Origin of the sequence: Nocardia sp. CA-135398, assembly GCF_050955845.1 — a bacterium.
In the GTDB taxonomy this organism is placed as follows: domain Bacteria; phylum Actinomycetota; class Actinomycetes; order Mycobacteriales; family Mycobacteriaceae; genus Nocardia.
Window position 1 is genome coordinate 1,931,453 of record NZ_CP192084.1, and the last position, 23,217, is coordinate 1,954,669.

19 protein-coding genes are annotated in these 23,217 nt (G+C 65.3%); 4 read left to right on the forward strand and 15 right to left on the reverse strand.

The features are described 5' to 3' along the window. Positions 1-264: 264 nt before the first annotated feature. The 5 genes from ACQP1T_RS08645 to ACQP1T_RS08665 are packed head-to-tail and all read right to left on the reverse strand — an operon-like array spanning position 265 to position 7,270. Complete coding sequence (locus ACQP1T_RS08645) at positions 265-2,007, reverse strand: N-acyl-D-amino-acid deacylase family protein (RefSeq protein ID WP_433759418.1); 1,743 nt, start codon at positions 2,005-2,007, stop codon at positions 265-267. 4 nt (positions 2,008-2,011) lie between these two features. Further along, positions 2,012-3,691, reverse strand: coding sequence for a class I adenylate-forming enzyme family protein (locus ACQP1T_RS08650; RefSeq protein ID WP_433759419.1), 1,680 nt, complete (start codon positions 3,689-3,691; stop codon positions 2,012-2,014). A gap of 21 nt (positions 3,692-3,712) precedes the next feature. Beyond that, the gene (locus ACQP1T_RS08655) at positions 3,713-4,753 is read right to left on the reverse strand and encodes an NAD(P)-dependent alcohol dehydrogenase (protein ID WP_433762099.1); all 1,041 of its coding nucleotides are present in this window, start codon (positions 4,751-4,753) and stop codon (positions 3,713-3,715) included. Beyond that, positions 4,753-5,892 (reverse strand): serine hydrolase domain-containing protein, encoded by a 1,140-nt coding sequence (locus ACQP1T_RS08660; protein ID WP_433759420.1) that lies wholly within the window; start codon positions 5,890-5,892, stop codon positions 4,753-4,755. Before ACQP1T_RS08660 ends, ACQP1T_RS08655 begins: the two co-directional genes overlap by 1 nt. 10 nt (positions 5,893-5,902) lie before the next feature. Then, a complete protein-coding gene (locus ACQP1T_RS08665) occupies positions 5,903-7,270 on the reverse strand; it encodes a flavin-containing monooxygenase (RefSeq protein WP_433759421.1) in 1,368 nt (455 codons plus the stop codon). A gap of 154 nt (positions 7,271-7,424) precedes the next feature. Between ACQP1T_RS08665 and ACQP1T_RS08670 the strand changes: the two genes are divergently transcribed. After that, entirely contained in the window at positions 7,425-8,051 is a 627-nt protein-coding gene (locus ACQP1T_RS08670) for a TetR/AcrR family transcriptional regulator (RefSeq protein WP_433759422.1), read from the forward strand. A gap of 110 nt (positions 8,052-8,161) precedes the next feature. Here the strand turns inward: ACQP1T_RS08670 and ACQP1T_RS08675 are convergent, their stop codons facing one another. From ACQP1T_RS08675 to ACQP1T_RS08690, 4 genes are all read right to left on the reverse strand, one after another. Further along, positions 8,162-9,391 carry an epoxide hydrolase family protein gene (locus tag ACQP1T_RS08675; RefSeq protein WP_433759423.1) on the reverse strand — a complete coding sequence of 410 codons (1,230 nt, stop codon included), beginning with the start codon at positions 9,389-9,391 and terminating at the stop codon, positions 8,162-8,164. 73 nt (positions 9,392-9,464) lie between these two features. Beyond that, the gene (locus tag ACQP1T_RS08680; protein WP_062984571.1) at positions 9,465-9,719 is read right to left on the reverse strand and encodes a hypothetical protein; all 255 of its coding nucleotides are present in this window, start codon (positions 9,717-9,719) and stop codon (positions 9,465-9,467) included. Between the two features lie 12 nt (positions 9,720-9,731). Continuing rightward, positions 9,732-11,405, reverse strand: coding sequence for a sodium:solute symporter family protein (locus ACQP1T_RS08685; RefSeq protein ID WP_433762101.1), 1,674 nt, complete (start codon positions 11,403-11,405; stop codon positions 9,732-9,734). A 147-nt stretch (positions 11,406-11,552) separates the two neighbouring features. Continuing rightward, on the reverse strand, positions 11,553-12,005 hold the full coding sequence (locus ACQP1T_RS08690; protein WP_433759424.1) for a hypothetical protein: 453 nt from the start codon (positions 12,003-12,005) through the stop codon (positions 11,553-11,555). Positions 12,006-12,397: 392 nt separating this feature from the next. On the opposite strand from ACQP1T_RS08690, the gene ACQP1T_RS08695 reads away from it, so the two are divergent. From ACQP1T_RS08695 to ACQP1T_RS08705, 3 genes are read left to right on the forward strand one after another with little or no spacing between them, the layout of a single operon-like run. Next, positions 12,398-12,988: a pyruvoyl-dependent arginine decarboxylase gene (locus ACQP1T_RS08695; protein WP_433759425.1), complete on the forward strand. Its 591-nt coding sequence runs from the start codon at positions 12,398-12,400 to the stop codon at positions 12,986-12,988. Then, on the forward strand, positions 12,985-13,596 hold the full coding sequence (locus ACQP1T_RS08700) for a hypothetical protein (protein WP_062984573.1): 612 nt from the start codon (positions 12,985-12,987) through the stop codon (positions 13,594-13,596). The genes ACQP1T_RS08695 and ACQP1T_RS08700 overlap by 4 nt, the downstream gene beginning before the upstream one ends. Next, positions 13,596-15,182 (forward strand): diguanylate cyclase domain-containing protein, encoded by a 1,587-nt coding sequence (locus tag ACQP1T_RS08705; protein ID WP_433759426.1) that lies wholly within the window; start codon positions 13,596-13,598, stop codon positions 15,180-15,182. The genes ACQP1T_RS08700 and ACQP1T_RS08705 overlap by 1 nt, the downstream gene beginning before the upstream one ends. 93 nt (positions 15,183-15,275) lie before the next feature. Here ACQP1T_RS08705 and ACQP1T_RS08710 read toward each other — a convergent pair whose 3' ends face one another. The 6 genes from ACQP1T_RS08710 to ACQP1T_RS08735 all read right to left on the reverse strand — a co-directional run bounded on the left by ACQP1T_RS08710 (position 15,276) and on the right by ACQP1T_RS08735 (position 23,157). Continuing rightward, on the reverse strand, positions 15,276-16,091 hold the full coding sequence (locus tag ACQP1T_RS08710) for a DUF6319 family protein (RefSeq protein ID WP_433759427.1): 816 nt from the start codon (positions 16,089-16,091) through the stop codon (positions 15,276-15,278). Positions 16,092-16,407: 316 nt separating this feature from the next. Beyond that, positions 16,408-17,853, reverse strand: coding sequence for a PepSY-associated TM helix domain-containing protein (locus ACQP1T_RS08715; protein ID WP_433759428.1), 1,446 nt, complete (start codon positions 17,851-17,853; stop codon positions 16,408-16,410). Positions 17,854-18,146: 293 nt separating this feature from the next. After that, positions 18,147-18,710, reverse strand: coding sequence for a hypothetical protein (locus ACQP1T_RS08720; protein ID WP_433759429.1), 564 nt, complete (start codon positions 18,708-18,710; stop codon positions 18,147-18,149). 135 nt (positions 18,711-18,845) lie between these two features. After that, positions 18,846-20,504, reverse strand: coding sequence for an acyl-CoA synthetase (locus ACQP1T_RS08725; RefSeq protein ID WP_433759430.1), 1,659 nt, complete (start codon positions 20,502-20,504; stop codon positions 18,846-18,848). A gap of 153 nt (positions 20,505-20,657) precedes the next feature. Further along, on the reverse strand, positions 20,658-22,283 hold the full coding sequence (locus tag ACQP1T_RS08730; protein WP_433759431.1) for an acyl-CoA synthetase: 1,626 nt from the start codon (positions 22,281-22,283) through the stop codon (positions 20,658-20,660). 247 nt (positions 22,284-22,530) lie between these two features. Continuing rightward, positions 22,531-23,157 (reverse strand): hypothetical protein, encoded by a 627-nt coding sequence (locus ACQP1T_RS08735; protein ID WP_433759432.1) that lies wholly within the window; start codon positions 23,155-23,157, stop codon positions 22,531-22,533. Positions 23,158-23,217: the final 60 nt, after the last annotated feature.

The window sequence follows — 23,217 nt, forward strand, 5'->3', positions numbered from 1 at the left end:
CATCGAGCTCGGCAAAGGTCGGGAAGTCCTGCACCAGGCCATGCAGCGCCTGCGACCGGGCCCTTGTCGCCCCAGTGCGCCGCGATGAGTGGTGCAGCTTGCGCCCGCTCTCGCCGAGCTGATCGGCGACGATCCGGGAGATGATCGCATCCGGCAGCGCCAACCCGCGGGCCACCGACGCCAGCGGGAGTCTGGCGTCGACCCAGGCCGGTCCGGACTGGCGTCCGGCGCGAAGCGAATTGCCCAGCGGCGGGTCGGGCGAGGTCAGGTGCCCGCCCGGAGGAAGCGTCCGGTGCGGCGGGTGCCCAGGACCGGTGCCGCCACGCCCGCGCCGAAGACGTACTCCCCGCCGACGAGCACCGCGACCACCGTGGCGTCATTGCGATTGACCATGCGCGACAGATTGTCGAAGACGGCGATCGGGGCTTCGGCGTACGCCTCGACGGTCTGGTCCAGATGCGCGGGATCGATGACGACCAGATCGGCGCGGTCGCCGTGACGCAGGTGGCCCGCGTCGATGCCGTACCAGTCGGCGAGTTCACCGGTGATGCGATGCACCGCGCGGTCGAGTGACAGGAACGGGTGCCCCGCGCGCTCGGCGTCGTAGACCCGGCGCAGGAACCGCAGCCCGAAGTTGTAGAAGGCCATATTCCGCAGATGCGCGCCCGCATCCGAGAAGCCGAGCTGCACACCGGGATCGGCGGCGAATTTATCGCGCACCTGTGACCGGTGATTGGAAATGGTTGTGCGCCAACGAACTTTGCCACCGTATTCGACGACCAGATCCAGGAACGCGTCCACCGGATGCAGGCCACCGCGATCCTGCCCGACCTGACCGAAGGTCTTGCCGATCACCGAAGCGTCCGGACATTCCACGATTTCGGCGTCGAAGAAGTCGCGATGCCATACCCGCGGCCCGAACTTCTTGTCGTAATCCTTACGGAACCGACGTCGATACCCTTCGTCGCGCAGTAGCTCCCGGCGCTGCTCCAACTGGTTGGACAGATGCAACGCCGCTGCGCCCGAGCCGAATTCCTCGAATACCGGCAGATCGATACCGTCGGAGTAGACCTCGAACGGCACCGGCAGATGCTGCCAGCGGAAATCGCCGCCCAGCCGATTCAGCACCCGCGCGATCAACGGAAAGATCTGGGCGACCGCGGGAATGGCCTTGATATCGGCGGCCGACAGCAGGCTGACCTTGAGCGGTTTGCGGAAGATGCCGAGGCTGCTCGCCGCCATCGCGACCAGACTCTGCGGCCGGGCCACATCCGGGCCGCCTTGCAGCGCCCGGCCGCGACGCCGCAGGATCGCATTGAGCCTGCGGCGTTCCCGGGCGGTCGCGTAGGTCGAGGGCAGGGTGCGTGATCGGCAGATCTCACCGTCGAGCTTGTCGAATAGCAGCTGTTGCGAGGACATGCCGACGAAGCCCGCATCCAATGCCTCATCGAGTTTCGCCGCCATGGCGGCCAATTCGGCCTCGGTCGGCCGAATCTCCTTGCGGGTGGCTCGATCCAATCCCATCTCGGCGGCCCGGATATCGGAATGTCCGATGAAGGCGGCCAGATTCGGTCCGAGTGGCAGTGCCTCCAGCGCCTCGACATATTCGTGCGCCGAGGTCCATGACTTGATTTCGGTCATTGCCGCGAGCACATGTTTGCGTGGAATGGCTTCCACCCGGCCGAACAGATCACCGGCATCGGAGGCATCGACATGCACCGTCGACAACGAGCACGACCCGAGCAGCACGGTGGTAATGCCGTGCCGGATGGATTCGGCCAGCGCCGGGCTCTGCAGCACCTCGACGTCGTAGTGGGTGTGGATATCGATCATGCCGGGAATCACCCATTTCCCGGCGGCATCGATGACGTGCGGGCAGTCGGTATCGTCGAGCGGTTCGGCGGAGATGACAGCGATCCTGCCGTCCCGGATACCGAGTGTGCGGATGGCCGATGACGAGCCGGTGCCGTCGAACCACCGTCCGCCTTTGATGATCGTGTCGTACATCACTTCACTCCGAGCGGGTGTCGGACAGGGTTTCGGCGATCCCGGCGCGCACGACCTTGCCGGTCGCATTGCGGGTCAGGGGAGTCGTGGTGATCCGCCACCGTGCGGGCACCTTGTAGTAGGCGATGCGCTGCTTCGCGAATTCCGCCAGCTCCTGTTCTGTTGTGGCGGCGGCATTCTCGACGACAACCAGTGCCGCGACCACTTGGCCCAGATCGGCATCGGGCACCCCGACGACGGCGGATTCGCGTACCGCGGGATGTTCGTCCAGGCACTGTTCGACCTCGGTCGGGTAGACATTCTCGCCACCGCGCAGGATGAGATCCGAACGCCTGCCCGACAATCGGAGTCGGCCCTGTTCGAGGACACCGATATCGCCGGTGCGCAACCAGCGCTCGGGCGTGATGGCCGCGGCGGTCGCGGCCTCGTCCGCCCAGTAGCCGAGCATGACATACGGGCTGCGCACCCAGATCTCGCCCTCGACGCCCTCGCCGACGGGTTCGCCGAGCCCGTCGCGGATCTGCAGGTCGACCCCGATGACGGGACGGCCGACGGTATCCGGAAAGGCGGCGAGTTCGGCCGGTGCGGCAATGGTTGCCGCGGTACTGCACTCGGTCATGCCGTAGCTGGTCACCAGAGCCGTCTTGGCAACCGGAAGTTGTTCGCGCAGTTGCTGTTGCAGTGCCGCCGAGGACGGCGCCGAATTGAGCGAGAAGGCGGCCAGCGAGGTCACGTCGTACTTGGACAGATCCACTTCGAGCAGGCGACTGGCCATGGTCGGCATCGCACCCCAGTTGGTGATCCGTTCCCGTTCGATCAGCCGCAGTATCCGGTCGGCATCGAACGCGCCCTGGTAGATGACGGCGGTATCGCCGGTCGCCATGCGCGGCAGCACCAGGTTGTGCAGGCTGGCGATGTGGAACAGCGGGGAGGTGAGCAGGAAGCGGCGGCCCTTCGGACTGCCGTCGTCGACGCCACCCTGGAAGGTGGCGGCGAGCGCGTCGTTGAAACGGTGATAGTCGATCACCGCCACCAGGTTTCGCTGCGAATGCACCGCGCCCTTGGGGCGGCCGCTGGTGCCGCTGGTGTAGAGAATGACCGCGGGATCGTCCTCGTCTACTGCGGTGTTCGGTAGCTCGCCGTCGCCGAATTCGGCGATCAGCGCGGGCAGGTCGTGCTCCATAGTGAGCACCGGAACCTGAATATCCAGCCCCGCCACCTGACCGGCGCGTTTCGCATCGACGATCAGGACCTTCGGACCGGTGTGCTCCAGGCCGTAGGCGATTTCGCGCGGCATCCACCAGGCGTTGTAGCCGACCGCGATCGCACCGAGCGTCTGTGCCGCCCAGAACGCCACCACCCATTCGGGAGTATTGGCCGCGAGAATGCCGATCCGGTCGCCCTTTTCGACGCCGTACCGGTCCCGCAACGCACGACCCAGCGCGCCGACGGCGGCCGCATGCTCGGCATAGGACATCCGCCGGTCCTCGGTGACCAGGTAGTCGCGATCACCAAGGGCGACCGACGCCACGAGCACTTCGCGCAAGGAGCGGACCCGGTCCTTGACCACCGGAATAGGTGCGCCGAGCACATCTTCGACCGTCATCTCGAACTGCCCGCCGGGACCGGTCAGTCGTGCAACCGCCTGTGCGGCCAATGCCTGTGGGTCGAAAGGCTTTGTCATAGTGTTAAATTCCTTACGAGTTCAGGGCACCAGGACGGCGCGGCCGGTAATGAGCCCGCGTTCCAGTCGGTCGAGGGCTGGGCGGCCGTCCGCCAGGTCGAAGCGTTCGGTTTCGACGGTCAGCCGACCCGACTGGGCCAGGGCAACGGAGTTGATCAGGTCGGATTTGGTGCCGCCGTAGGACTTTCGGATCGAAGCGCCCCACGGCCAGCCCGGACCGCCCGCCGGTCCGGCCGTGATTTCCGGTGCGCCACCGCCGAGCCCGATCATGCGATACGCGCCATTGGGGGCAACCGATTCCACCGCCAGCCGGGCGGTCGCATCGACACCGACGAAGTCGAAAACGGCGTCGGCACCACGGCCATCGGTGCGGTCCAGGATTTCGCGTGCGGTGTCGGCACCGGAGAGCAGGCGCTCGGCGGCACCGCAGCGCGCGGCCAGGGCGAGTTTGTCCTCGCTCACGTCGATGGCGATCACATGGGTCGCGCTGGTCGCGGTAAGGATCTGCACCGCCACATGGCCGAGTCCGCCGATGCCGATGACCACCGCGACCGACCCGGGATACAAGTGTTCCCGCGCGCCGTTGATGGCGTGATAGCTGGACAGCGCCGCATCGGCCAGCGGCGCGGCCTGCAGAAATTCCAGCTCACCAATGGGCACGAAAGAGTTTGCGGGGATGCGGATGTACTCCGCCATCCCACCGTCCGGACCGAGTCCGGGACACGGCGGCATGGCGGTGCGACCGGCGGCAACGCACACATTCTCATTGCCGCGCACACACTCTCGGCAGACGCCGCACGACCAGCACAGATAGACGATGCCGCGCTCACCGACCACCCGAGCGTCGACATCACTGCCGACCGCCTCGATGGTGCCCGCCACCTCGTGCCCGAGCGTCAGCGGCTCCTCGCGCAGCTTGAATGGAATATGCAGCACATGCAGATCGGAATGACAGATACCCGCCGCACCGACGCGCAGCAGCAGATCAGTCGGACCGATCGCGGGCACCGCGACCTTACGCAGTTCGAGTACGCCCGGTTCGGTGAGCTGCAATGCGCGCATCATGAGCGCACCACCGAAAACACCGCGCGCAGATAGGCGTTCGCGCGATCGGAGCCGATGAGTCCCGGCGCCATCTTGTTCATGGTGTAGGCGAAGGTGACGCGATGATCGAGATCGTTGACCACGATGGCGCCACCGAATCCGGCCCACCAGCAGACTTTCCCGTCGGGAACCTCCGGCGCGGTCTGCGACTGGGGCAACCCGTAACCGAGGCCGAAGCGCAGCGGCAGCAGCAGCGCCAGATCCGCACCGTCGGACTGCTGTTCGAAGATCAAATCGATTGTCTTCTCCGACAACAACCTTCGCCCACGCAGCTCACCACCGCAGGCGACCAGCGACTGCACCGCCGCCACCGAATGCGCATTGCCGTGCCCGTTCACCGCACCGATCTCGGCCGCCCGCCACGCGGCGCTATTGGCCTCCGGAATATCGAGCAGGGGACTGGTCAGCGTCTTGACCAGGATGCTGTCCTGATCGAGTGCGGCCATATCGAATTCCAGCAGCGGCGGCGGGACGAGCGGTGCGATGCGGTGGTGATTCTCGGGGGCGGTGCCGATATGGAAATCGGCATTCAGCGGTCCGGCGAGCTCCTCGGCGAAGAACTGGCCAAGGGTGCGGCCGGTAATTCGACGGATCACCTCGCCGACCAGATGTCCGTAGTTCAGCGCGTGATAGCCCGACGCCGTGCCCGGCTCCCACCACGGCGGCTGGGTCGCCAGCCGCGCGCTCGCCGCCTCGGTGTCGTAGATATCGGCCAGCTCGATCGGCCGCTCCCAACCCGAGACACCGGAGGTGTGGCCGAGCAGATGGCGAATCTCGATATCGCCCTTGCCATTGGCGGCGAATTCCGGCCAGTAGTGCGCGACCTTCTGCTGCACATCCAGCTCACCCCGGTCCACCAGCAGCAGCGCCGATAGCGCGGTCATGGTCTTGCTGATGGAGAAGACATTGACCAGGGTGTCCTCGGTCCACGGCTCGGTCCGCTCGAGATCGCGGTGCCCGCCCCAGATATCGACGACCGGTTCGCCGTCGACGGTCACGCAGATCGATGCACCGAGTTCCTCGCCCGTGGCGAGCTGGTTCGCCAATTCCGTTCGCACACCGGCGAATTCATCCGCACAGAAGCCTGAGGTCGTCATCGGGTGACCCTCACGCATTCTCGAGCGCTCTGGCGGGGACCGGCAAGGCATTGCCGGCGGCGGCGGCTCGCTTCGCGCCCCTTGCCATTTCCCGGTTCATATCGCGCACATAGGGCTCGAACTCGACCTGGATCGTGTGCCGTGGCGAGTTGTAATACCGTCCGGTGCGGCGCTGTTCGGCCGCCGCGATCTCGGCATTCATCTGCTCCTCCGACGGCGGCAGGTACTTGCCCATCAGATATGCCGCGACCAACTTGCTCTGCTGTTCGGCGAAATTCACCAGTGTCGGCAGCGGTTGGGCCAGACCGAGATAGAACAGATTGTCCACACCCGGCTTCATCATCTGCTTGAACAGCGGGATGCGGTTCTGCTCGTCCGGCACCAGCTGCGGATCGGAGAAGAACGGGAAGCTGATGTGATAGCCGGTGGCACAGACGATGACGTCCACCTCCTCGGTGCTGCCGTCGGCGAAGCGCACCCGTGGCCCCTCCAGCGCCGAAATGGCCGGTTTGAAGGCGATATCGCCGCAGCCCGCGCGATGCAGGAACTCCTCACTCGCCGACGGATGCGCCTCGAACGGTTTGTGATCCGGTTTCGGCAGCCCGTAGAACTCCATATCGCCGCGGAACTTGCGCACGAAGCGCTGCTTGAGCTTGAGGCTGACCTTGCGCGGAATCCACGGCGGCACACTCTGTTTGTCGCCGACCTTGCCGTTCACATACTTCGGCAGCACCCAGACCCCGCGTCGCGCGGAAACGGTGAGCTTCTCGGCGACGAAGCGCTGCGACAGTTCCGAGGCGATATCCAGGCCGGAGTTGCCCATGCCGACCACCACGATCTTCTTACCGCGCATATCCACCGGATCGAACGGATCGTTGTAGGCATGACTGTGCATCAGCACACCATCGAATTCGCCCGGATAGTCCGGTACGCGCGGATCCCAGTGGTGGCCGTTGCAGACGATCAGCGCGTCGTAGGCCCGGGTGCGGCCATCGCTCGCGGTGACCAGCCAGCTGCCGTCGTCCTGCCGCTCGGCCGCGGTGACCTTGGTATTGAACAGGATCTTGTCGCGGAAACCGAAATGGTCGACGTAATCCTTGAAGTACTGGAACAGCTGCGAATGGTGCGGGAAGTCGGGCCATTCCGCGGGCGCCGGATAGTCCTCGAAGGCGAGCCGGAACTTGCTGGTGTCGATATGCAGCGACTGGTAGCAGGCCGACATGCCATTGGGATTCTTGAAATACCAATTGCCGCCGACCTCATCGCTCGCCTCGAAGACCTCGAAGGGAATATCGAAGTCCTGCAGGCGTTTTGCGGCGGTGATTCCGGAGGGGCCCGCGCCGATGACGCATACCCGGGGCAGATTGCTGTGAGTCAATTCCGTAGTCCTCGTCCGAAGGATTGCCGTCACGTGGGCGGCACCGGATCCGGTGCGGCGAACCATCCCGCGCCGCCTGCGACGCGTGGAGTGACGTAGGCAACAAATTAGCACTGGCTAGACGCGGTGTCTAGTGAATGACATGATGTCTACTATGCCGACCAAGTCGAACCCGCCCGGACTGAGCCTGCGCGACGAACAGAAGCTGCAGACCCGCGCCAAACTGATGGACGGCGCCAAGGCGCTGTTCACCGAACGCGGTTATGCGGCGGTGCGGGTCGACGACATCGCCGCCGCCGTCGGCTGCAGCCGCGCCACCTTCTACCTGCACTTCAGTGGCAAGCTCGAGCTCCTGCGCGCCATTGCCGAGCAGAGCACCGCGCCGACCGCACTGCACTTCTACGAGGATCTGGATCGGGTGCTCGACTCCGGCTCCCGCGCGGAATTCGTGGACTGGGTGACCCGCGCCATCGCCTGGTTCCATGAATACAAGGACCTTCTGCCCGCCTGGGACGAGGCCACCGCGCTGGAGCCGGAATTCCGCGAAATCGCCCGCCGCGGCATCCTGGCCCTGCCCAATGCCATGACCTCCTACCTGGCGCGGTGGCCCGAAAACCGCCGAGACGAGGCCCGCCTACGCGTGGAACTCCTTGTCGCCCAACTGGAACGCTTCTTCACCCGCTGGGCCATGCAGGGCACCATCGATGTCTCCGCCGACCAGGCCGCCGAAGTCCTCACCGACATCTGGTTCCCGGCCTTGCAAGCCCCCGAACCGAGCTAGCGCCGCCCGCTGCTCGGGCGCGGGTTCCCGTCGAGCGTAGTCGAATGGTGGTCGCCCGCGCCGCATTCGACCGCCATATCACTACGTTCGGCGACCTGCCGAAGGCGGCACTAGCGGCGGCCGCGGAAGGTGCGGCGCAGGTCCTCGGTCCAGAGGTCCGGGATCTCCCATGGGATGAAGTGGCCGCCCTGGTCGTGGGCGGTCAGGTTGACGTGGTTGTACCAGGGGCCGCGATCGCTGGTGCGGAAGTGCTCGACGCGGTCGGCGGTGCTGACGCCGGGTGGATTCTCGTAGCCGACGAAGGTGATCCCGGTGGGGGCCTCGATGACGGGGTGGCGGTCGTGCGACGGGGTCCAGGGGTAGCGATTGTTATTGGCGTAGGTGCGGATCGAGGTGCCGATGGAATTGGTGGCCCAGAAGATCATCGCGTGGGTGAGCAGATCGTCCTTGGTGAAGACGGTTTCGATATCGCCGCCGTCGTCACTCCATTTCATCCAGCGCTGGAGTATCCAGGCGAGCATCCCCGCGGGTGAATCGGACAGGCCGAAGGCCAGGGTGCTCGGTTCGAGGACATGCGCCGCGAGGTGGACGCCGAAACGATGCTCCAGCTCGATGATTCGGGCGTAGACGGCATCGGGCAGGCCGTCCGGAATGGGACGCCCGCCGCTGATGTCCCAGGCTCGGTCGCCCTCGAACAATGTCAGCTTCTGGCCCGAACCGATGTGGATGGCGTACAGCTCATCGGCGTATTTGTGGCCGAGCTGACCGGTGACCATCGCGCCGACATCGCACCCTGCGGCCGCATACCTGGTGTACCCGAGGGTTTCGGTCATGAGGGTGTGCCAGAGGTCGGCGACCTTCCAGAAGTTCATATCCGGATGCCTCGGCAGCGGACCGGAGAAACCGAAACCGGGGAAGGACGGCACGATCACATCGAAGGCATCGGCGGGATCGCCGCCATGAGCGCCCGGATCGGCGAGCGGATCGATGACCTTGGACCAGTGCCAGAATGTCCACGGCCAGCCGTGGGTGAGGATCAGCGGAATCGGATTCGGCCCGACACCGGGTTTGCGCAGGAAATGCACCGGAACGCCATCGACCTCGACGAGGTAGTTCTCATAGGCGTTGATCGTGGCTTCGGCCTTGCGCCAGTCGAATTCGTGCAGCCAATACTCGACGAGTTCTTGCAGGTAGCCGCGATCTACGCCGTAGTAGCGGTCATCGTTGCCCACATCATCGGGCCAGCGCGTCAGCGCGAGTCGCTGCCGCAGATCGGCGAGCACCGCGTCGGGTACGTGAATCGGTGTCGGCTGAAGTGGGAATGGGTCGGCGTGGCGCAATGCTCTCTCCTACAACCGCTTCGCGAATCTCGGATGCCCCGACCGTAACACCGGCGAAATCGCGAGCGGAAAGTCACGCCTCGGGCGGTGCATCCTTATCGGGCGCCTCGGCGTCCACCTTGGTCGGCACCGCGACCGGCCGCAACAACACCCAAGCCAGGAACGCGACCGCCACCGCCCCCATCCCGAGACCAGCCCAGATATTCACATTCACCCCGCCGGTCTTGGCCTCCTCGGCACCGGTGTCGTGCACCAGCCCGGTCACGACCAGGATGACGGCGTAACTGCCGAGCAGCGCGCCGACAATGGTGCGGATATCGAAAAGCATCGACTGGCCTCCTTATCCGACGATGATATTCAGTGCGATGACCAGGACCAGCGCGATCCCGGCCAGCAGCACCGGCCGTTGATACCAGGGCAGATCCGCCTCATCCGGATCGTGGCGCAGTTGCTTCGGCGTCTCCGAATACACCAGCCCGACCAGCTCGGCATCCGGTTTCGACTGCGTCACCTGGGTGACCGCGACGCTGACCACGATATCCACCACGAACGCCACACCGGCCGCGACGAAACTCGAACCCTGACCGGACAATTCGAACACAGCGGCCTTGTGCAGAATGAAAATCACGATGGCAGAGGCGGTTCCGAAGACCAAGCCCATCCAACCCGCCGTCGGGGTCATCCGCTTCCAGAACATACCGAGAATGAAGGTCGCGAACAGCGGCGCGTTGAAGAAGCTGAACAGCGTCTGCAGGTAATCCATCATATTGCTGAAATTGCTTGCGATGAAAGCGGTTCCGATCGCCGCTACGGTCGCGCCGACCGTCGCGAGGCGACCGACCGTCAGGTAATACCCGTCCGGCCGGTCCCGCCGCACATACTGTTGCCACAGGTCATAGCTGAACACCGTATTGAAGGCGGAGATATTGGCCGCCATACCCGCCATGAAAGCCGCGAGCAATCCGGCGAGCCCGACGCCGAGCAGCCCGTTCGGCAGTACGTCCTTCATCAGATACAGCAGCGCCTGGTTGTAGGTGACATCACCGGAGTAGTTCGGATCGGCCGTCACCGCCGCCTTGTACTCGCTCATCTGCGGCACCAGCACCGCGCTGATCATGCCGGGAATCACCACGATCAACGGAATGAACATCTTCGGATACGCGCCGATGATCGGCGTCCGTCGCGCGGCGGAAATGGAATGTGTCGCCAATGCGCGCTGCACCTCGACGAAGTTGGTCGTCCAGTAACCGAACGAGAGCACGAATCCGAGCCCGAAGACGATGCCGACCACCGAAAGAAAGTTATCGGAGAACCCACTGAGCGCATTGCCCGGCCAGGACTCCAGTTGCGCGCCACCGCCGGATGATGCGGTCACCTTGTCGCGCAGCCCATCCCAGCCACCGGCCTTGTGCAGGCCGACCAGAGTCAGCGGCAGCAGCGCGGCGACGATCACGAAGAACTGCAATACCTCGTTGTAGATCGCCGCGGACAATCCACCGAGGGTGATGTAGGAAAGCACGATGGCCGCGGCGACGATCACCGACACCCATAGCGGCCAGCCCAGCAGCACATTCAGAATCGAGCCGAGCAGATACAGATTCACCCCGGCAATGAGCACCTGCGCGATCGCGAAGCTCAACGCGTTCACCAGATGGGCGCCGGTGCCGAAGCGCCGCCGCATGAATTCCGGCACACTGCGCACCTTGGAGCCGTAGTAGAACGGCATCATCACCACGCCGAGGAACAGCATGGCGGGCACCGCGCCGATCCAGAAATAGTGGAAGGTGGGGAAGCCGTATTCGGCGCCATTGGCCGACATGCCCATGATCTCGACCGCGCCGAGATTGGCGGAGATGAAGGCGAGGCCGGTCACCCAGGCGGGCAGCGAACGTCCGGACAGGAAGAAGTCGATACTGGACGAGACCCGCTGCCTGGCCAGCAGACCGATGCCGAGTACGAAGACGAAATACAGCGCTACCAGCGCATAGTCGACGGGCTGCGCGTCCAGGCGCAACGTCGTCTCAGCTTGTACCGAGACGGCATCGAGCGCGGATGAGAAAGCGGTCGAATCGGCAAGCGGCACAGCGTCGTCCCTCCAGGCGATGAAACCGGGCGTCTCGCGTTCTACTGTGCGTGATTGTGCCGTACCCGCGCGGCACATTCACGCACAAAAGTTGGACAGTTGGTCAAACGATGCGGTGCGCACCGCACCGGGCACGACGACGAAGGTGCGCGGTGCCTCGAAACCCGATCGCGCGAACCGATCTCGCACCGCGTCCGCGACCGACGCGGTGTCGTCCCGATCGACCAGCGCGATCACGTTGCCGCCGAACCCGCCGCCGACCATGCGCGCGCCGTGCGCTCCGGCGTCGCGCGCGGCGGATACCGCGGCATCCAGTGCCGGTGTCGAAACCTCGAAATCATCGCGCAGTGACTCGTGTGCCGCGGTCAGGATCGGACCGATCTCGCGCGGATCCGCGCCATTCCGCAATTTTTCGGCAATCGTGAGCACTCGGGCATTCTCGGTCACCACATGTCGCGCTCGGCGCCGCAGCACCGCATCGTCGATGCGGTGCACGGCCGCCGCCGATTCGATATCGCGCAGCGCGGGCACGTCGAGTGCCGCTGCGGCCGCCTCGCATTAGGCGCGCCGCCGTGCGTAACCACCATCGATCAGTGTGTGCGGCTGTCCGGTATCGATCACCAACTTCGGACACAACGCCCAGCGGATATCGCGACCATCCGGGCACCCGATCCCGTTCGGCGGCAAGATCACTCACCGCGACGAGCACCGTCTCGCCCGGCCGCTGCCGCGAGACCACCCGGGCCTGCCCGTCCGTTCGCACCTCTGCCCGACACTCGACTACCAGCGGTAATGCACTACGAGCCATGCGCCGGATCATGTCTTTCGGCCCGCGCGGATGCGTGATCGATCGTCTTGACGCACAGTCGAATTTGACGCAATACCGGCCTAAAAAATCCGGCCGATGGTTTCGGGAGGGCATTATGATTCTGACAACCCCACGCGGCGGCCTACTCGGGCTGCAGTGGATCGATCGACTACTCCCGCCCATGGGCAGGCCGGATCGCGGCGATCAGCGTGACTCCGGAGCTCCACTGACGATCGAGATCGGCGCGGCGACGGGGGTTGGCCCGACTGCTATGTCGGCCTTCGATGCGGCACTGCGTGACCTGGGAGTAGGTGATGCCAACTTGATCCGCCTGTCATCGGTCATCCCACCGCGCGCCGTCCTGGCCCGCACCGGCCGCGTCCGCAAGCCGATCCGCTGGGGCGATCGTCTCTACTGCGTCTACGCCGCACAGCATGCGGATGCGGTAGGCGAGCGCGCGGGCGCGGGCATCGGCTGGGTGCTGCGCGACGACGGTTCCGGCGCCGGACTTTTCGTCGAGCACGAGGCCGAGACGGCCGCGCAAGTCGCGGCGCTGATTCGCGCGAGTTTGACCGATATGACCCGGAACCGGCCGGAGCGCTTCGGCCCGATCCAGCTGTGCACCACCGAAGCCCGCTCCGATGGCACGCCGACCTGCGCGCTGGTGCTCGCGGCGTACCACACGACACCGTGGGGACGACCATGACCGCACTGCGCAGCGATTCGATGGGGCGGGCGACACTGCCCGAACTCACGGTCACCATCGAATCGACCATTCCGGACGACCGGATCGACATGTTCCACCTGCTGTACGAGGAGGCCTTCGGACCCTTGCGCACCAAGGCCATTGCCAGACAGGTGCTGCACCGGTCGGAATTCCGCGCGGAGATGATCGACCCGCGGGTCGTCAAACATGTGGCGCGCACCGCGACCGGCGAACCCATCGGGGTGACGACTTTGACCAAACATCTCGAGACCGTCCCGTGGATTAGTCCGGAGTATTTCGCCGCCCGCTATCCCGAACACGCGGCGCGCGATGCGATCTATTACGCGGGTTTCACCCTTGTTGCGCCAAGTGCCCGACAAGGGGCCGCGTTCCATGCCATGATCAAATCAGTTGTCCAGGTATTGGTGGCCGAGCGCGCGGCGGTCGGTTGGGACATCTGCTCGTATAACAACACTCGGTTTTCCTTCGCCGACAGCATTCGAGCGGTGCTCGATGAGCAGGAGGCGGACGTCGAAGTCGCGGTGGAGGATTCGCAGACCTACTACGCGGCTCGGTTCACTGGGGATGGAGCGACCAAGGGGGGCTGATGACCGTCAGCGAAGAGCAGTCGACCACCATTCGGCACCGCCTCGAAATGCGATGGTGCACAGTACTTCTCGCGCTGACCGCAGTCGGTCTCGGGGTATTGCTACGCATTGATGTCCGGCCGTTGTCGCTGCTCACCATGGCCGCCGTGGTGCTCGGCGCGCTCACCATGATCTGCATCGGCCTGCGCCGATATCGCCCCGAGCGGCCGCTGCCCTGGTACCTGCTCTCGGCATCGGCCGTGCTGTTCGCCGCGGGCACGGCCATCCGCGAGACCGACCGCCACGGGCTGCATCCGATCGACGACCTGTTCACTCTCGCAGGCTATTTCGGCACCGGGGTGGCCGCGGCGCTGTGGTTGCGCCCACGCCAGGTCAGACCCAACTACGATCTACTGCTCGACTCGGCGCTCATCGGTCTCGGCGCACTGCTCGCCTCGTGGACCTTTCTGATCTCACCGATCCTGCAGTCGCACGGCAGCACCGCGAACACCCTGGTGGCCGCGACCTATCCGGTGCTCGACGCTCTGCTGCTGACCCTGGTCGCGCATTCGATGGCGTCCGCGACTCGTTCGGAGACCTCACTTCGCCTGCTGCACGTCGGGTTGATCGCTGTGCTGATCGGCGATTTCGGATACAGTCTCGACGCCGTCGGTCGGGCACCCGTCGCGCACGAGTTGCTGCTGGTGCCGCTGCTGGTGGCCTATCCGATCGTCGGCATCGCGGCACTGCATCCGACCATGGCGAGTCTCGGTGCGCCCCGGCACATTCACCCGCACCATTCGCGGCAGCGGGCCAGCTTCATCGCGGTCGCATTGATCATGGCCTCGCTGATCCCCGTGGTCGGCTCCAGTCTGGACACTCTTGATCGGGTGGTGGTCTCGTCATTGTGTGCGCTGCTGCTCATCGGCGTGCTGGTGCGCAGCGAACGCGCGATCGTCCGCAGTGCGCGCAGTGAACGGCGTGCGCAATACCAGGCCGATCACGACATGCTCACCGGATTGCTGAACCGGGCCGCGCTGCTGCGCTCGCTGAATCGCAATCGAGAGCACTGGATCGAGCAGCCGCTGTGTCTGTTGTTCATCGATCTCGACGGCTTCAAGATGGTCAACGACAGCTACGGCCACGCGGTCGGCGACGAGCTGATCGCCAATGCGGCATCCCGGATCCGGCACATCATCCGGCGCGACGATGTGGTGGCCCGCTACGGCGGCGACGAATTCGTGGTGCTCGCACCGCTGGACCGACACGAGGCCGCCATGCTCGCGGAGCGACTACTCGGCGCCTTCGTTCGGCCGTTCGAGCTGAGCGCGGGCGAAATTCCGATCACCGCGAGCGTCGGCTTGGCCTGCGGCAGCCCGCGCAGCTCCGACGACACCATCTACGACCTCATCCGGGACGCGGATTCGGCGATGTACCACGCGAAGGAGTACTCGCTCGGCTACGCCTTCCACGACGATCTGCGCCACGGTGCGGAGCCGCGCAGCACCGACGCACGCTACAGCGGCGCCGACTCGGGACGCCGGATCTGGCGCCCGAGCGGCAGGTCGCGCAATGCCAGCGGCAAGTCCGCCAGCACCGCGGTCTGATCAGCCGAGCGCTGCGCGCTGTCGAGCACCACAATCTGTTCGATCGAGCTCTGCGGTCTGATCCGTCGAGCAGTGTGGTCCAGGCATCGCGACCTAGTCGGACAGTTCCTCGAGCAGTCGCCGCGCTTCCTCTAACTCCGCCTGTAACTGCTGCACCTTGGACTCCTGGACCACCCGGGCCGCCTCCAGGATTCCGGCAACCACCTCGGCCACCTCCGGATGCAGCACCTTGGCCGCCTGCGCCACCGCGGAGCTGGTCACCGGCAGACCGCGCACGGTCTTCTTCTTGCCGCTGACCACATCGACCGACCATTCGCCGTCCGCGGTACCGGTGAGCGTCACCGTGACCTCGGGCGCCTTCGCCTTGCTCCGTGCGGCGGGCGCCTTCGCCGCGGGCTTCGCGGTGTTCGCGGGTGTCGCGGATTTGGCCGGTTCCGCCGCGGGGGCAGCGGGTTTCGAGGCCGGGGCGGGCGGGGTAGGGCTCGGGGCGGGTGTGGCGGTGCTCGTCAAGGTCGACGGCTGGGTCACAGTGGATTCCTTCCTGGTTGTCGACTTCGGCTGGGCAGAGCTCGTGGTTGCCGCCTTGTCCCGCGGCGGCTTGGTCAACGTGACTTCGGTCGGAGAAAAGGACAGTACATCCTTCGATCCGGTCGGCTTGACCCGCAGGAAGTCACTCTCGGATCGATCACCGATCTCGACCACCTTGCCGGACCGTCCCTCTGGCACGCCCACCGCGGCCGCGGTGAACCACACCATCGGCGGGCGACCGCCAGCGATGTCCGTGGCGATCTGCTGAATCTCAGTGTCCGACAACGGCTGTGGTTTCGTTCGTGGGGACGGCATGGTGCACTCCGAGCGGTATTCGTGGATGGCTGCGTGCACAGATGATGCCGCACACCACCGACACATTCACAAGCCACCACCGAATCCACCCGGAATCAGCCGAAGTTCGAAACCTCAGCGAACCTTCAGCAATAATTCTGTGGCGGTTGTCGGGTAGTCACGGGCATTGATCCCCGGCGATTGTTCTGTGCAGCACGCAGAACACCGATCACACTGAGCTGCACCGGATTTGAACCACGACATCCGCCGACGCGGAACAATCCATGCGTGGCGGACGCTGACGACAGGTTCGACGCGATGTCTGATACCGAGGCCGCCACAACCGGGCTAGGGGCTGATGTAACTGCCGGAGCCCCTCACGCCCCGGCAGTTTCAGGCGGCATCAGGCCGTGGCGCGCTTGCCCACGACCAGGCCGACGATGACGTCGACGGTGAGGAAGGCGAGCAGGCTCAGCCCGACCAGCGGCACGAACCAGCCCACAACCAGCGCGGCCGCCACGATGGGAGCCGCTAGCCACGGCGAGGTCCGGCGCAATGCACCGCGACGCGGTGCGCGTCCGAAGGCGAACCACGAAGCGCCGCGGGTCGGCCGCCGCTTCCACCACATCAGGTAGCCGAGCACGAGCACCACGATCAGCCCGATCATCACCGCGAGCAGCAGCAACTGGTTGAGCAGCCCGAACATCAGGCCCATGTGGAATTGGATGCCCCAGTTGGTGAGCTTGGCCATGATCGGCCAGTCGGTGTAGGCGAGTTCGTCGGTGACCGTGCCGGTCGCACCGTCGACGGCGACCGCGTCGACGGTATAGGTGCCGGGCATGCGCCGTTCCTTCACCGCGAATGCGTTGCCGGGCTTGGCCGGAATGGCGATCTCGGCACCCTGGGTGATGCCATTGGCAAGGGCCGCCGCATAAACCCCGTCCAGCTGCGCGATCCGGGTCGGGACATCGACCGGCCCGGCCGCATGGCCGCCGCCGTGGTGCTCGCCTCCGGCGTGTTCCTGAGTGGCGGCACCCGGCAGTGCGGTGCTCACCGCGGGAGTAGTCCAGCTGAGCTGCTCGCGCAGTTCGGTGATGTTCTCGCCAGCATAGGTCGACCAGGTCATCCCGGTAGCCGACAGCAAAAGGATCACCGGCATGATCCAAATGCCAACGGCTCCATGCCGATTCATCGAACGGACGCGGCCCCTCTCGGAACCGTCCGGTGCCAGCAGCCAGGCGGCGGAGTTGCGGTTACGGCGTCCGCGCACCCGCCGGATCCACAGCACCAGACCGGCCAGCGCCACGACCCACAGCCAGGACGCGGCGAGCTCGCTGTAGACACGTCCCGGTTCGCCCAGGTGCAGATCCCGGTGCAGTCTATCGATCCAGGTGCGCATCGGGAGCGCGCCCGAACTGCCGTAGACCACATCGCTGCCGACCGGCTGCGCGGTATACGGATTCACGAAGACCGCACGCCGTTCGGATTCGCCGAGGGACGGGTCGTCGAACAGCACGCGGGTGGTGTCATCCGCCTCGGGTGCCGGTGCCACCGCGACCAGCTTCAGATTCGGCTCGGTGGCGACGGCCGCGGTGACCTGTTCGGACAGCGGCCGCATCGCGCCATTCGCCTCGACCTTCAACAGATCCTGCGAGGTAATCGATTCCAAGGTCGGGGAGATGGCATAGAGCGCTCCCGTGACCGCGGCGATCAGGATGAACGGTGCGACGAAGATGCCCGCATAGAAATGCAAGCGCATCGCGAGGGGATAGAGGCCATTGCGCGGCCGTGTTTCCTTTGTCGGAGCCGATGATTCGGCATCCGGCGGACTGATGTCCGTAATGCTCATGGTTATTTCGTTTCTGGAGTTCGGAAGAACCCGGAACATCGTCGACCGTCCGTGAACGGCGGAACCCCCTGGCGGCCCGTCATGGCGACGAACGCCGAAATTGGTGACGACAGCGGATCCCGGCATGTACCGGACGTGAAGCACGACGCAACAATCAAGCGAGCCGAGATCGGCGGCAATACCGACCGGCAAAGGCCATCGATCTCACATGGTCATGTGAGATCACGCCTTCGCAAAGACGTCGCGCGGAAACGACGACGCACGAGCAGGGCCCGTGCACCGGGTAAGGAGAATCAGCGACCGAACGCCAGCGGCGGACCGCGTGTGCGCAGCGATTCCGCGGCGAATATGCGCAGAATCACCCGATCGCGATGCGTCACGCGCAGCGGCAGCGGCCCGGGTGTCGCGGGCGGGTGATACCGCATCGGCAGCACCCTCGACAGCACCGCGCAACCGATCCGATACGTGGCCTCCGCACCCCGGATAACCACCGCCGCGAGCGCGGCCGCGACGATGTGCGCGGCGACCATACCGGGCGTGAGCTGGGCGTCGCCGTGATGCATATGCCCCGAACTCCAGCCCATGGTGCTGTGTCCGAGCAGCTGACCGGCGACGAGTGCGGAGATCAGTCCGATCGAGGTGTCGCGCAGCGGTGCGAGTCCGGCGACCAGCGCGCCGACAACCGCGGAGGCGGCGGCGAGCAGCGCGAGCGTAGTGCTGTCCGTCGGCATTCCGCCGGACGCCCACCCGTGTGCCGCAACGGATATCGCACCGGAGATCGAACCGGCACATGCGCCGCGCACCCGCGCGACGGCGCTGCGATGCCCCGCAGCGGCCGGGCCGAACTCGATACTCACGCGCTGATGATATCCGACGAATTGCCCGCCGATTCCCACCCGATCGGCGGTCGGGACGCTCCGAGTTTCCAGCTCCGAAGAAATGCAAAAGCCGCACACCTGCCGAATTTCGCAGGTGTGCGGCTCAGCCTGAAATCAGTTCGCGTCGATTTCCATCTCGACCAACGGCTTACGCAGCAACTTACCGGTCGCATTGCGCGGCAGCTCATCGAGGAAGATCACCTCGCGCGGCACCTTGTACCGCGCCAGATTCGCCTTGACGTAATCCTTGATCTCCTGTGCGTCGCGCTTGCAGTCCGGACCCGGAACCACGAAGGCGCGCAAACGCTTTCCGAATTCGCGATCGTCCACGCCGACCACCGCGGCCTCGAAGATATCGTCGCGGCCGGCGATCAGGTTCTCCACCTCGAGCGGGAAGACGTTCTCGCCGCCGGAGACGATCATGTCGTCGTCGCGGCCGTCGATGTAGAGCAGGCCGTCGGCGTCGAAATGCCCGACGTCACCGCTGGACATCATCCCGTCCACGATCTCCTTGGTGCGGCCGTCGGTGTAGCCGGTGAAAGCGAAACCGTTGTCCACGAAGATGGTTCCGGTGACATTCGGCTCGGTGATCGGCTTGCGGTTCTCGTCCAGCAGCACGATCCGGATGCCGACCGGAGCCTTGCCCGCGGTGGTCGGCGCCTTGCGCAGATCCTCCGGGGTCGCCACGGTCATGACCGCGCATTCGGTGGAGCCGTACAGGTTGTAGAGGCTGTCGCCGAAGTAGTCGAGGGTGCGGGTGACCACATCGGGTGCGATGGCCGAACCCGCCGCGAAGATCACCTTGATGCTGCGCGGGTCGTACTTGGCCAGCACCTCGTCGCCGAGATCGAGGATGCGCTGCAGCATGGTCGGCACCACGACCAGCGAATCCGCCTGGTAGCGCTGGATATTCGCGAGCGTCTGCTCCGGATCGAACCGGCGCTGCTGGAAGATCACCCGGTTGCCAAGGGCAAGCCCCAGGGTGAACTGGGAAAGTCCGGTGCCGTGGAAGATCGGCGCGGCCATGATCATGGTGCCGCCATTGGGCAGCGGCACCCGATCGACGAACTGGGCCGAGGCGAACGGACTGACCCGGTCGCGCGGCGCACCCTTCGGCGTGCCGGTGGTGCCGCTGGTCAGGATGATTATGCCGCCGGGCTTCGCGGGGGCGGGCATCGGCGTGGTGGAGCGGCCCTGGATCAGCGATTCGATGGTCGGGACCGAGGGATCGACATTGTCCTTCTCGTCCACCCAGGTGAGCACCCGGGGGATCTCGGCCGGGATCGCGCTCATCAGGTCGAGGAATTCGCTGTCGTGCAGTACGGCCTTGACGTTCTCGCGTGCGGCCACATCGGCGAACTGCGGTTTCGCGAAGCCGGTATTCATCAGCACCGTGCGCACGCCGAGCTTGCCGGTCGCGAGCAGGCTCAACACCATGCCGCGGTGATCGCGCGCCAGCAGCGCGACGACGTCACCAGGCTTGATTCCCTTCGCTTCGAGCCCACGGGCCAGGGCGCTGGACTGCTCGTTGAGCTGGCCGAAGCTCACCTCGCCACGCTCGTCGACAATGGCCGCCGCATCCGGTCTGGTCTGCGCCGCGTGCATGACGACACCGGCGAACGGGCCGAATTTGAGCACATTGAACGCGGACCGTGCCGCGTGATCGGGTCGGAGCGGATTGAACAAGCGCCGCTTGACCATGACATTCACGCCTTGGGCGAAATCGCCCGCCTTCCGGACGGAGTCATTCAACGCAGGCAGGGATAGGGACATTCGTCAACGCCTTCCGCGGTCCACCCACCGGGACCGGGGGTGGTGTGGACCGCAACTTCGGGATCCAGTGCTGCCGCTAACAATAGCAAGCATCTGTGACTCGCTGTGTCACGTATCTCAGTTGTCCCGGTGGGCGTGGCTACGGGCCCAGGTCTAAGCCTTGACTTCGTACTCCACCAGCACCCGGCGCAGCAGTTTGCCGGTGGTATTGCGGGGCAGATCGTCGAGGAAGACGACCTCGCGCGGCACCTTGTAGCGGGCCAGATTCTCCTTGACGTAGGCCTTGATTTCCTCGCCGTCTGGGGAATGGCCGTCCTCGGGAACCACGAAGGCGCGCAGTCGCTTGCCGAATTCCACATCATCGACGCCGACGACTGCCGCGTCGAACACATCCGGCCGCTCCAGCAGCAGGTTCTCCACCTCCTGCGGGAAGACGTTCTCGCCGCCGGAGACGATCATGTCGTCGTCGCGGCCGTCCACCATCAGCAGGCCGTGCTCGTCGAAATGGCCGACATCGCCGCTGGACATATAGCCGTCGATGATCTGCTTATGCCTGCCGTCGGTGTAGCCCTCGAACGGCGCACCACTGCGGACGAAGATGCGCGCGGTGGTGTTGATCGCGTTGACCCGCTTGTCGTTATCGTCGTAGAGCCGGACCTCGCAGGTGATCGGCGCGCGGCCGACGGTGCCGGGTGCGATGGCCAGATCGTCCGGGTTCGCGACGGTCGCGACGGCGCATTCGGTCGAGCCGTAGAGGTTGTACAGGACCGGGCCGAAGATCTGGGTGGCCTTGACGCACAACTCCGGCGAGAGCGCCGACCCCGCGAGCAGAATGCATTTCAGCGAGGTGGTGTCGTATTCGGCGCGGATCTCCGGTGCCAGTTCGGTCATCCGGTGCAGCATGGTCGGCACCGCGACCAGCATTTCGGCCTTGTGATCGGCCACCATCTTCAGTGTGGCCTCGGCGTCGAAGCGGCGGCGCACCACCACCTTATTGCTCATCGCCGAGGCGACCAGGTAGGTGCCGAGTCCGGTGCTGTGGAAGATCGGCGACACGATGACCTGAGTTCCCCTGACCGGGAACGGAATTCGATCCACCATCTGCGCGGTGGCCAGCGGGGTCACCTTGCTGCGCGGTGCGCCCTTCGGCAGGCCGGTGGTGCCGCTGGTGAGGATGACGAACCCGCCCGGCTTGGACGGTGCGGGCAGGTCAGCGGTCGAGTTGGCGGCGATGAGATCATCGAGAGTCTGTGCGCCCTCGGGCAATTCGGTGCCCTCATCGACCCAGGTCAGGTAGCGCGGCAGATTCGGCGGCAGTGCGTCGAGCAGGCCGAGGAATTCGCTGTCGTGCAGGACGGCCTTGACCTTCTCGCGCTCGCAGACCTCGGCGAACTGTGGTTTGGCGAAGCCGGTATTCATCAGCGCGACCCGCACGCCGAGCTTGCCCGCCGCGGCCATGGCCAGAATGAGGCCGCGATGATCGCGGGCCAGCACACCGATCACGGACCCCTCGGTCAGATTCGCCTGTCGCAGACCGCGCGCGATGGCGGTCGATTGCTCGTCCAGTTGCCGGTAGGTCAGTTCGCCGCGCTCGTCGACCAGCGCGGGGGCATCGGGCACGACTCGGGCCGAATGCCGGATCAAGGTGGCCTGCGGTCCGTAGACCTTCGATTCCCGCACGGTCCGCAAGGTTTCCAGCGGCTTCTTGGGATCGCTGACCCCGCGCGCCCGCAGCACCCCGAATGCCTTCGCAACCTCCAGCGCATGCGCCAACTTCATCGTCGACCACCTCTACAGCAACTCGCATCGGCACACGCCCAAGCGATCTGAACAACCGTCCTGTCTCACCAACCGTATCAGCGCTATGACCCACATCACACAACCCCGGAGGAGGTGGGCTGGACAGATGATCATGGGCGGCAAACCGCGAGAAGCTCCCGCCAGCAGTTCCACCTGATCTTGATGACCCGCCGCGATCAGCACAAAGCCCGGCACGGGCGTCCGTGCCGGGCTTGGGTGCGGGGTGTCAGTTGTAGATGGATCCGAAGGACGGAACCGAGATGGTGGCGAGTTTGTACTCGAAACCGTCCGGGTGGGCGTCGCTGACCGGGACGGGCCAGCGGTGCCACAGCGTGCCGTAGACCGCGCCGACGATGAGGCCGCCACCGGTGTCGAGCGGGCGGGTGCGGATGGTTGTGTCGACCGTGGCGTCATTGTGCTCGGAAAGCACCTCGGTGCCGCTGCGACCATTGGACAGATTGATCCACAGGATCTGGAGCTTGGCCCCCGTCTGATCCGGTGCGATCGTGCCCGGTCCGCCGAAGAATCCGAATCGGAACCCGTCATAACCGAGGGCGACGCCGGACCCGTAGACGCCCGGCCCGTCACCGCGCCCGATATCGGATTGCGCCGGGATCTGGAACGGCTGTGCGGGCAATGCCACCTTGGTGGCGACCTGCCCGGATGCCAGCAGCCGGTCCACGGCCTGTTCGGCGGCGGGATTGCCGCTGGCGGCGTGGCGCAATTGCTGTGTGGCCGCGGTCCAATCGATCGTCGCCGGCTCGGCCGCGGCATGACCCGCGAAGACGGCGACGAATGCGGTGCTTGCCGCGATCGCGGCGGTGAAGCGACGTATCAAACCCAGCTTGTGCATAACCAGTCTCCTGTTGCGGTTCTTGGTACTGCTCGATGGAATTCGTCCGCTGAATCTCAG

Bases quoted from the DNA above. Each gene is read 5' to 3' on its own strand.
- ACQP1T_RS08645 (WP_433759418.1), bottom strand. From the start codon at position 2,007: ATGTACGACACGATCATCAAAGGCGGACGGTGGTTCGACGGCACCGGC.
- ACQP1T_RS08650 (WP_433759419.1), bottom strand. From the start codon at position 3,691: ATGACAAAGCCTTTCGACCCACAGGCATTGGCCGCACAGGCGGTTGCA.
- ACQP1T_RS08655 (WP_433762099.1), bottom strand. From the start codon at position 4,753: ATGCGCGCATTGCAGCTCACCGAACCGGGCGTACTCGAACTGCGTAAG.
- ACQP1T_RS08660 (WP_433759420.1), bottom strand. From the start codon at position 5,892: ATGACGACCTCAGGCTTCTGTGCGGATGAATTCGCCGGTGTGCGAACG.
- ACQP1T_RS08670 (WP_433759422.1), top strand. From the start codon at position 7,425: ATGCCGACCAAGTCGAACCCGCCCGGACTGAGCCTGCGCGACGAACAG.
- ACQP1T_RS08680 (WP_062984571.1), bottom strand. From the start codon at position 9,719: ATGCTTTTCGATATCCGCACCATTGTCGGCGCGCTGCTCGGCAGTTAC.
- ACQP1T_RS08695 (WP_433759425.1), top strand. From the start codon at position 12,398: ATGATTCTGACAACCCCACGCGGCGGCCTACTCGGGCTGCAGTGGATC.
- ACQP1T_RS08700 (WP_062984573.1), top strand. From the start codon at position 12,985: ATGACCGCACTGCGCAGCGATTCGATGGGGCGGGCGACACTGCCCGAA.
- ACQP1T_RS08705 (WP_433759426.1), top strand. From the start codon at position 13,596: ATGACCGTCAGCGAAGAGCAGTCGACCACCATTCGGCACCGCCTCGAA.
- ACQP1T_RS08710 (WP_433759427.1), bottom strand. From the start codon at position 16,091: ATGTGTCGGTGGTGTGCGGCATCATCTGTGCACGCAGCCATCCACGAA.
- ACQP1T_RS08715 (WP_433759428.1), bottom strand. From the start codon at position 17,853: ATGAGCATTACGGACATCAGTCCGCCGGATGCCGAATCATCGGCTCCG.
- ACQP1T_RS08725 (WP_433759430.1), bottom strand. From the start codon at position 20,504: ATGTCCCTATCCCTGCCTGCGTTGAATGACTCCGTCCGGAAGGCGGGC.
- ACQP1T_RS08730 (WP_433759431.1), bottom strand. From the start codon at position 22,283: ATGAAGTTGGCGCATGCGCTGGAGGTTGCGAAGGCATTCGGGGTGCTG.
- ACQP1T_RS08735 (WP_433759432.1), bottom strand. From the start codon at position 23,157: ATGCACAAGCTGGGTTTGATACGTCGCTTCACCGCCGCGATCGCGGCA.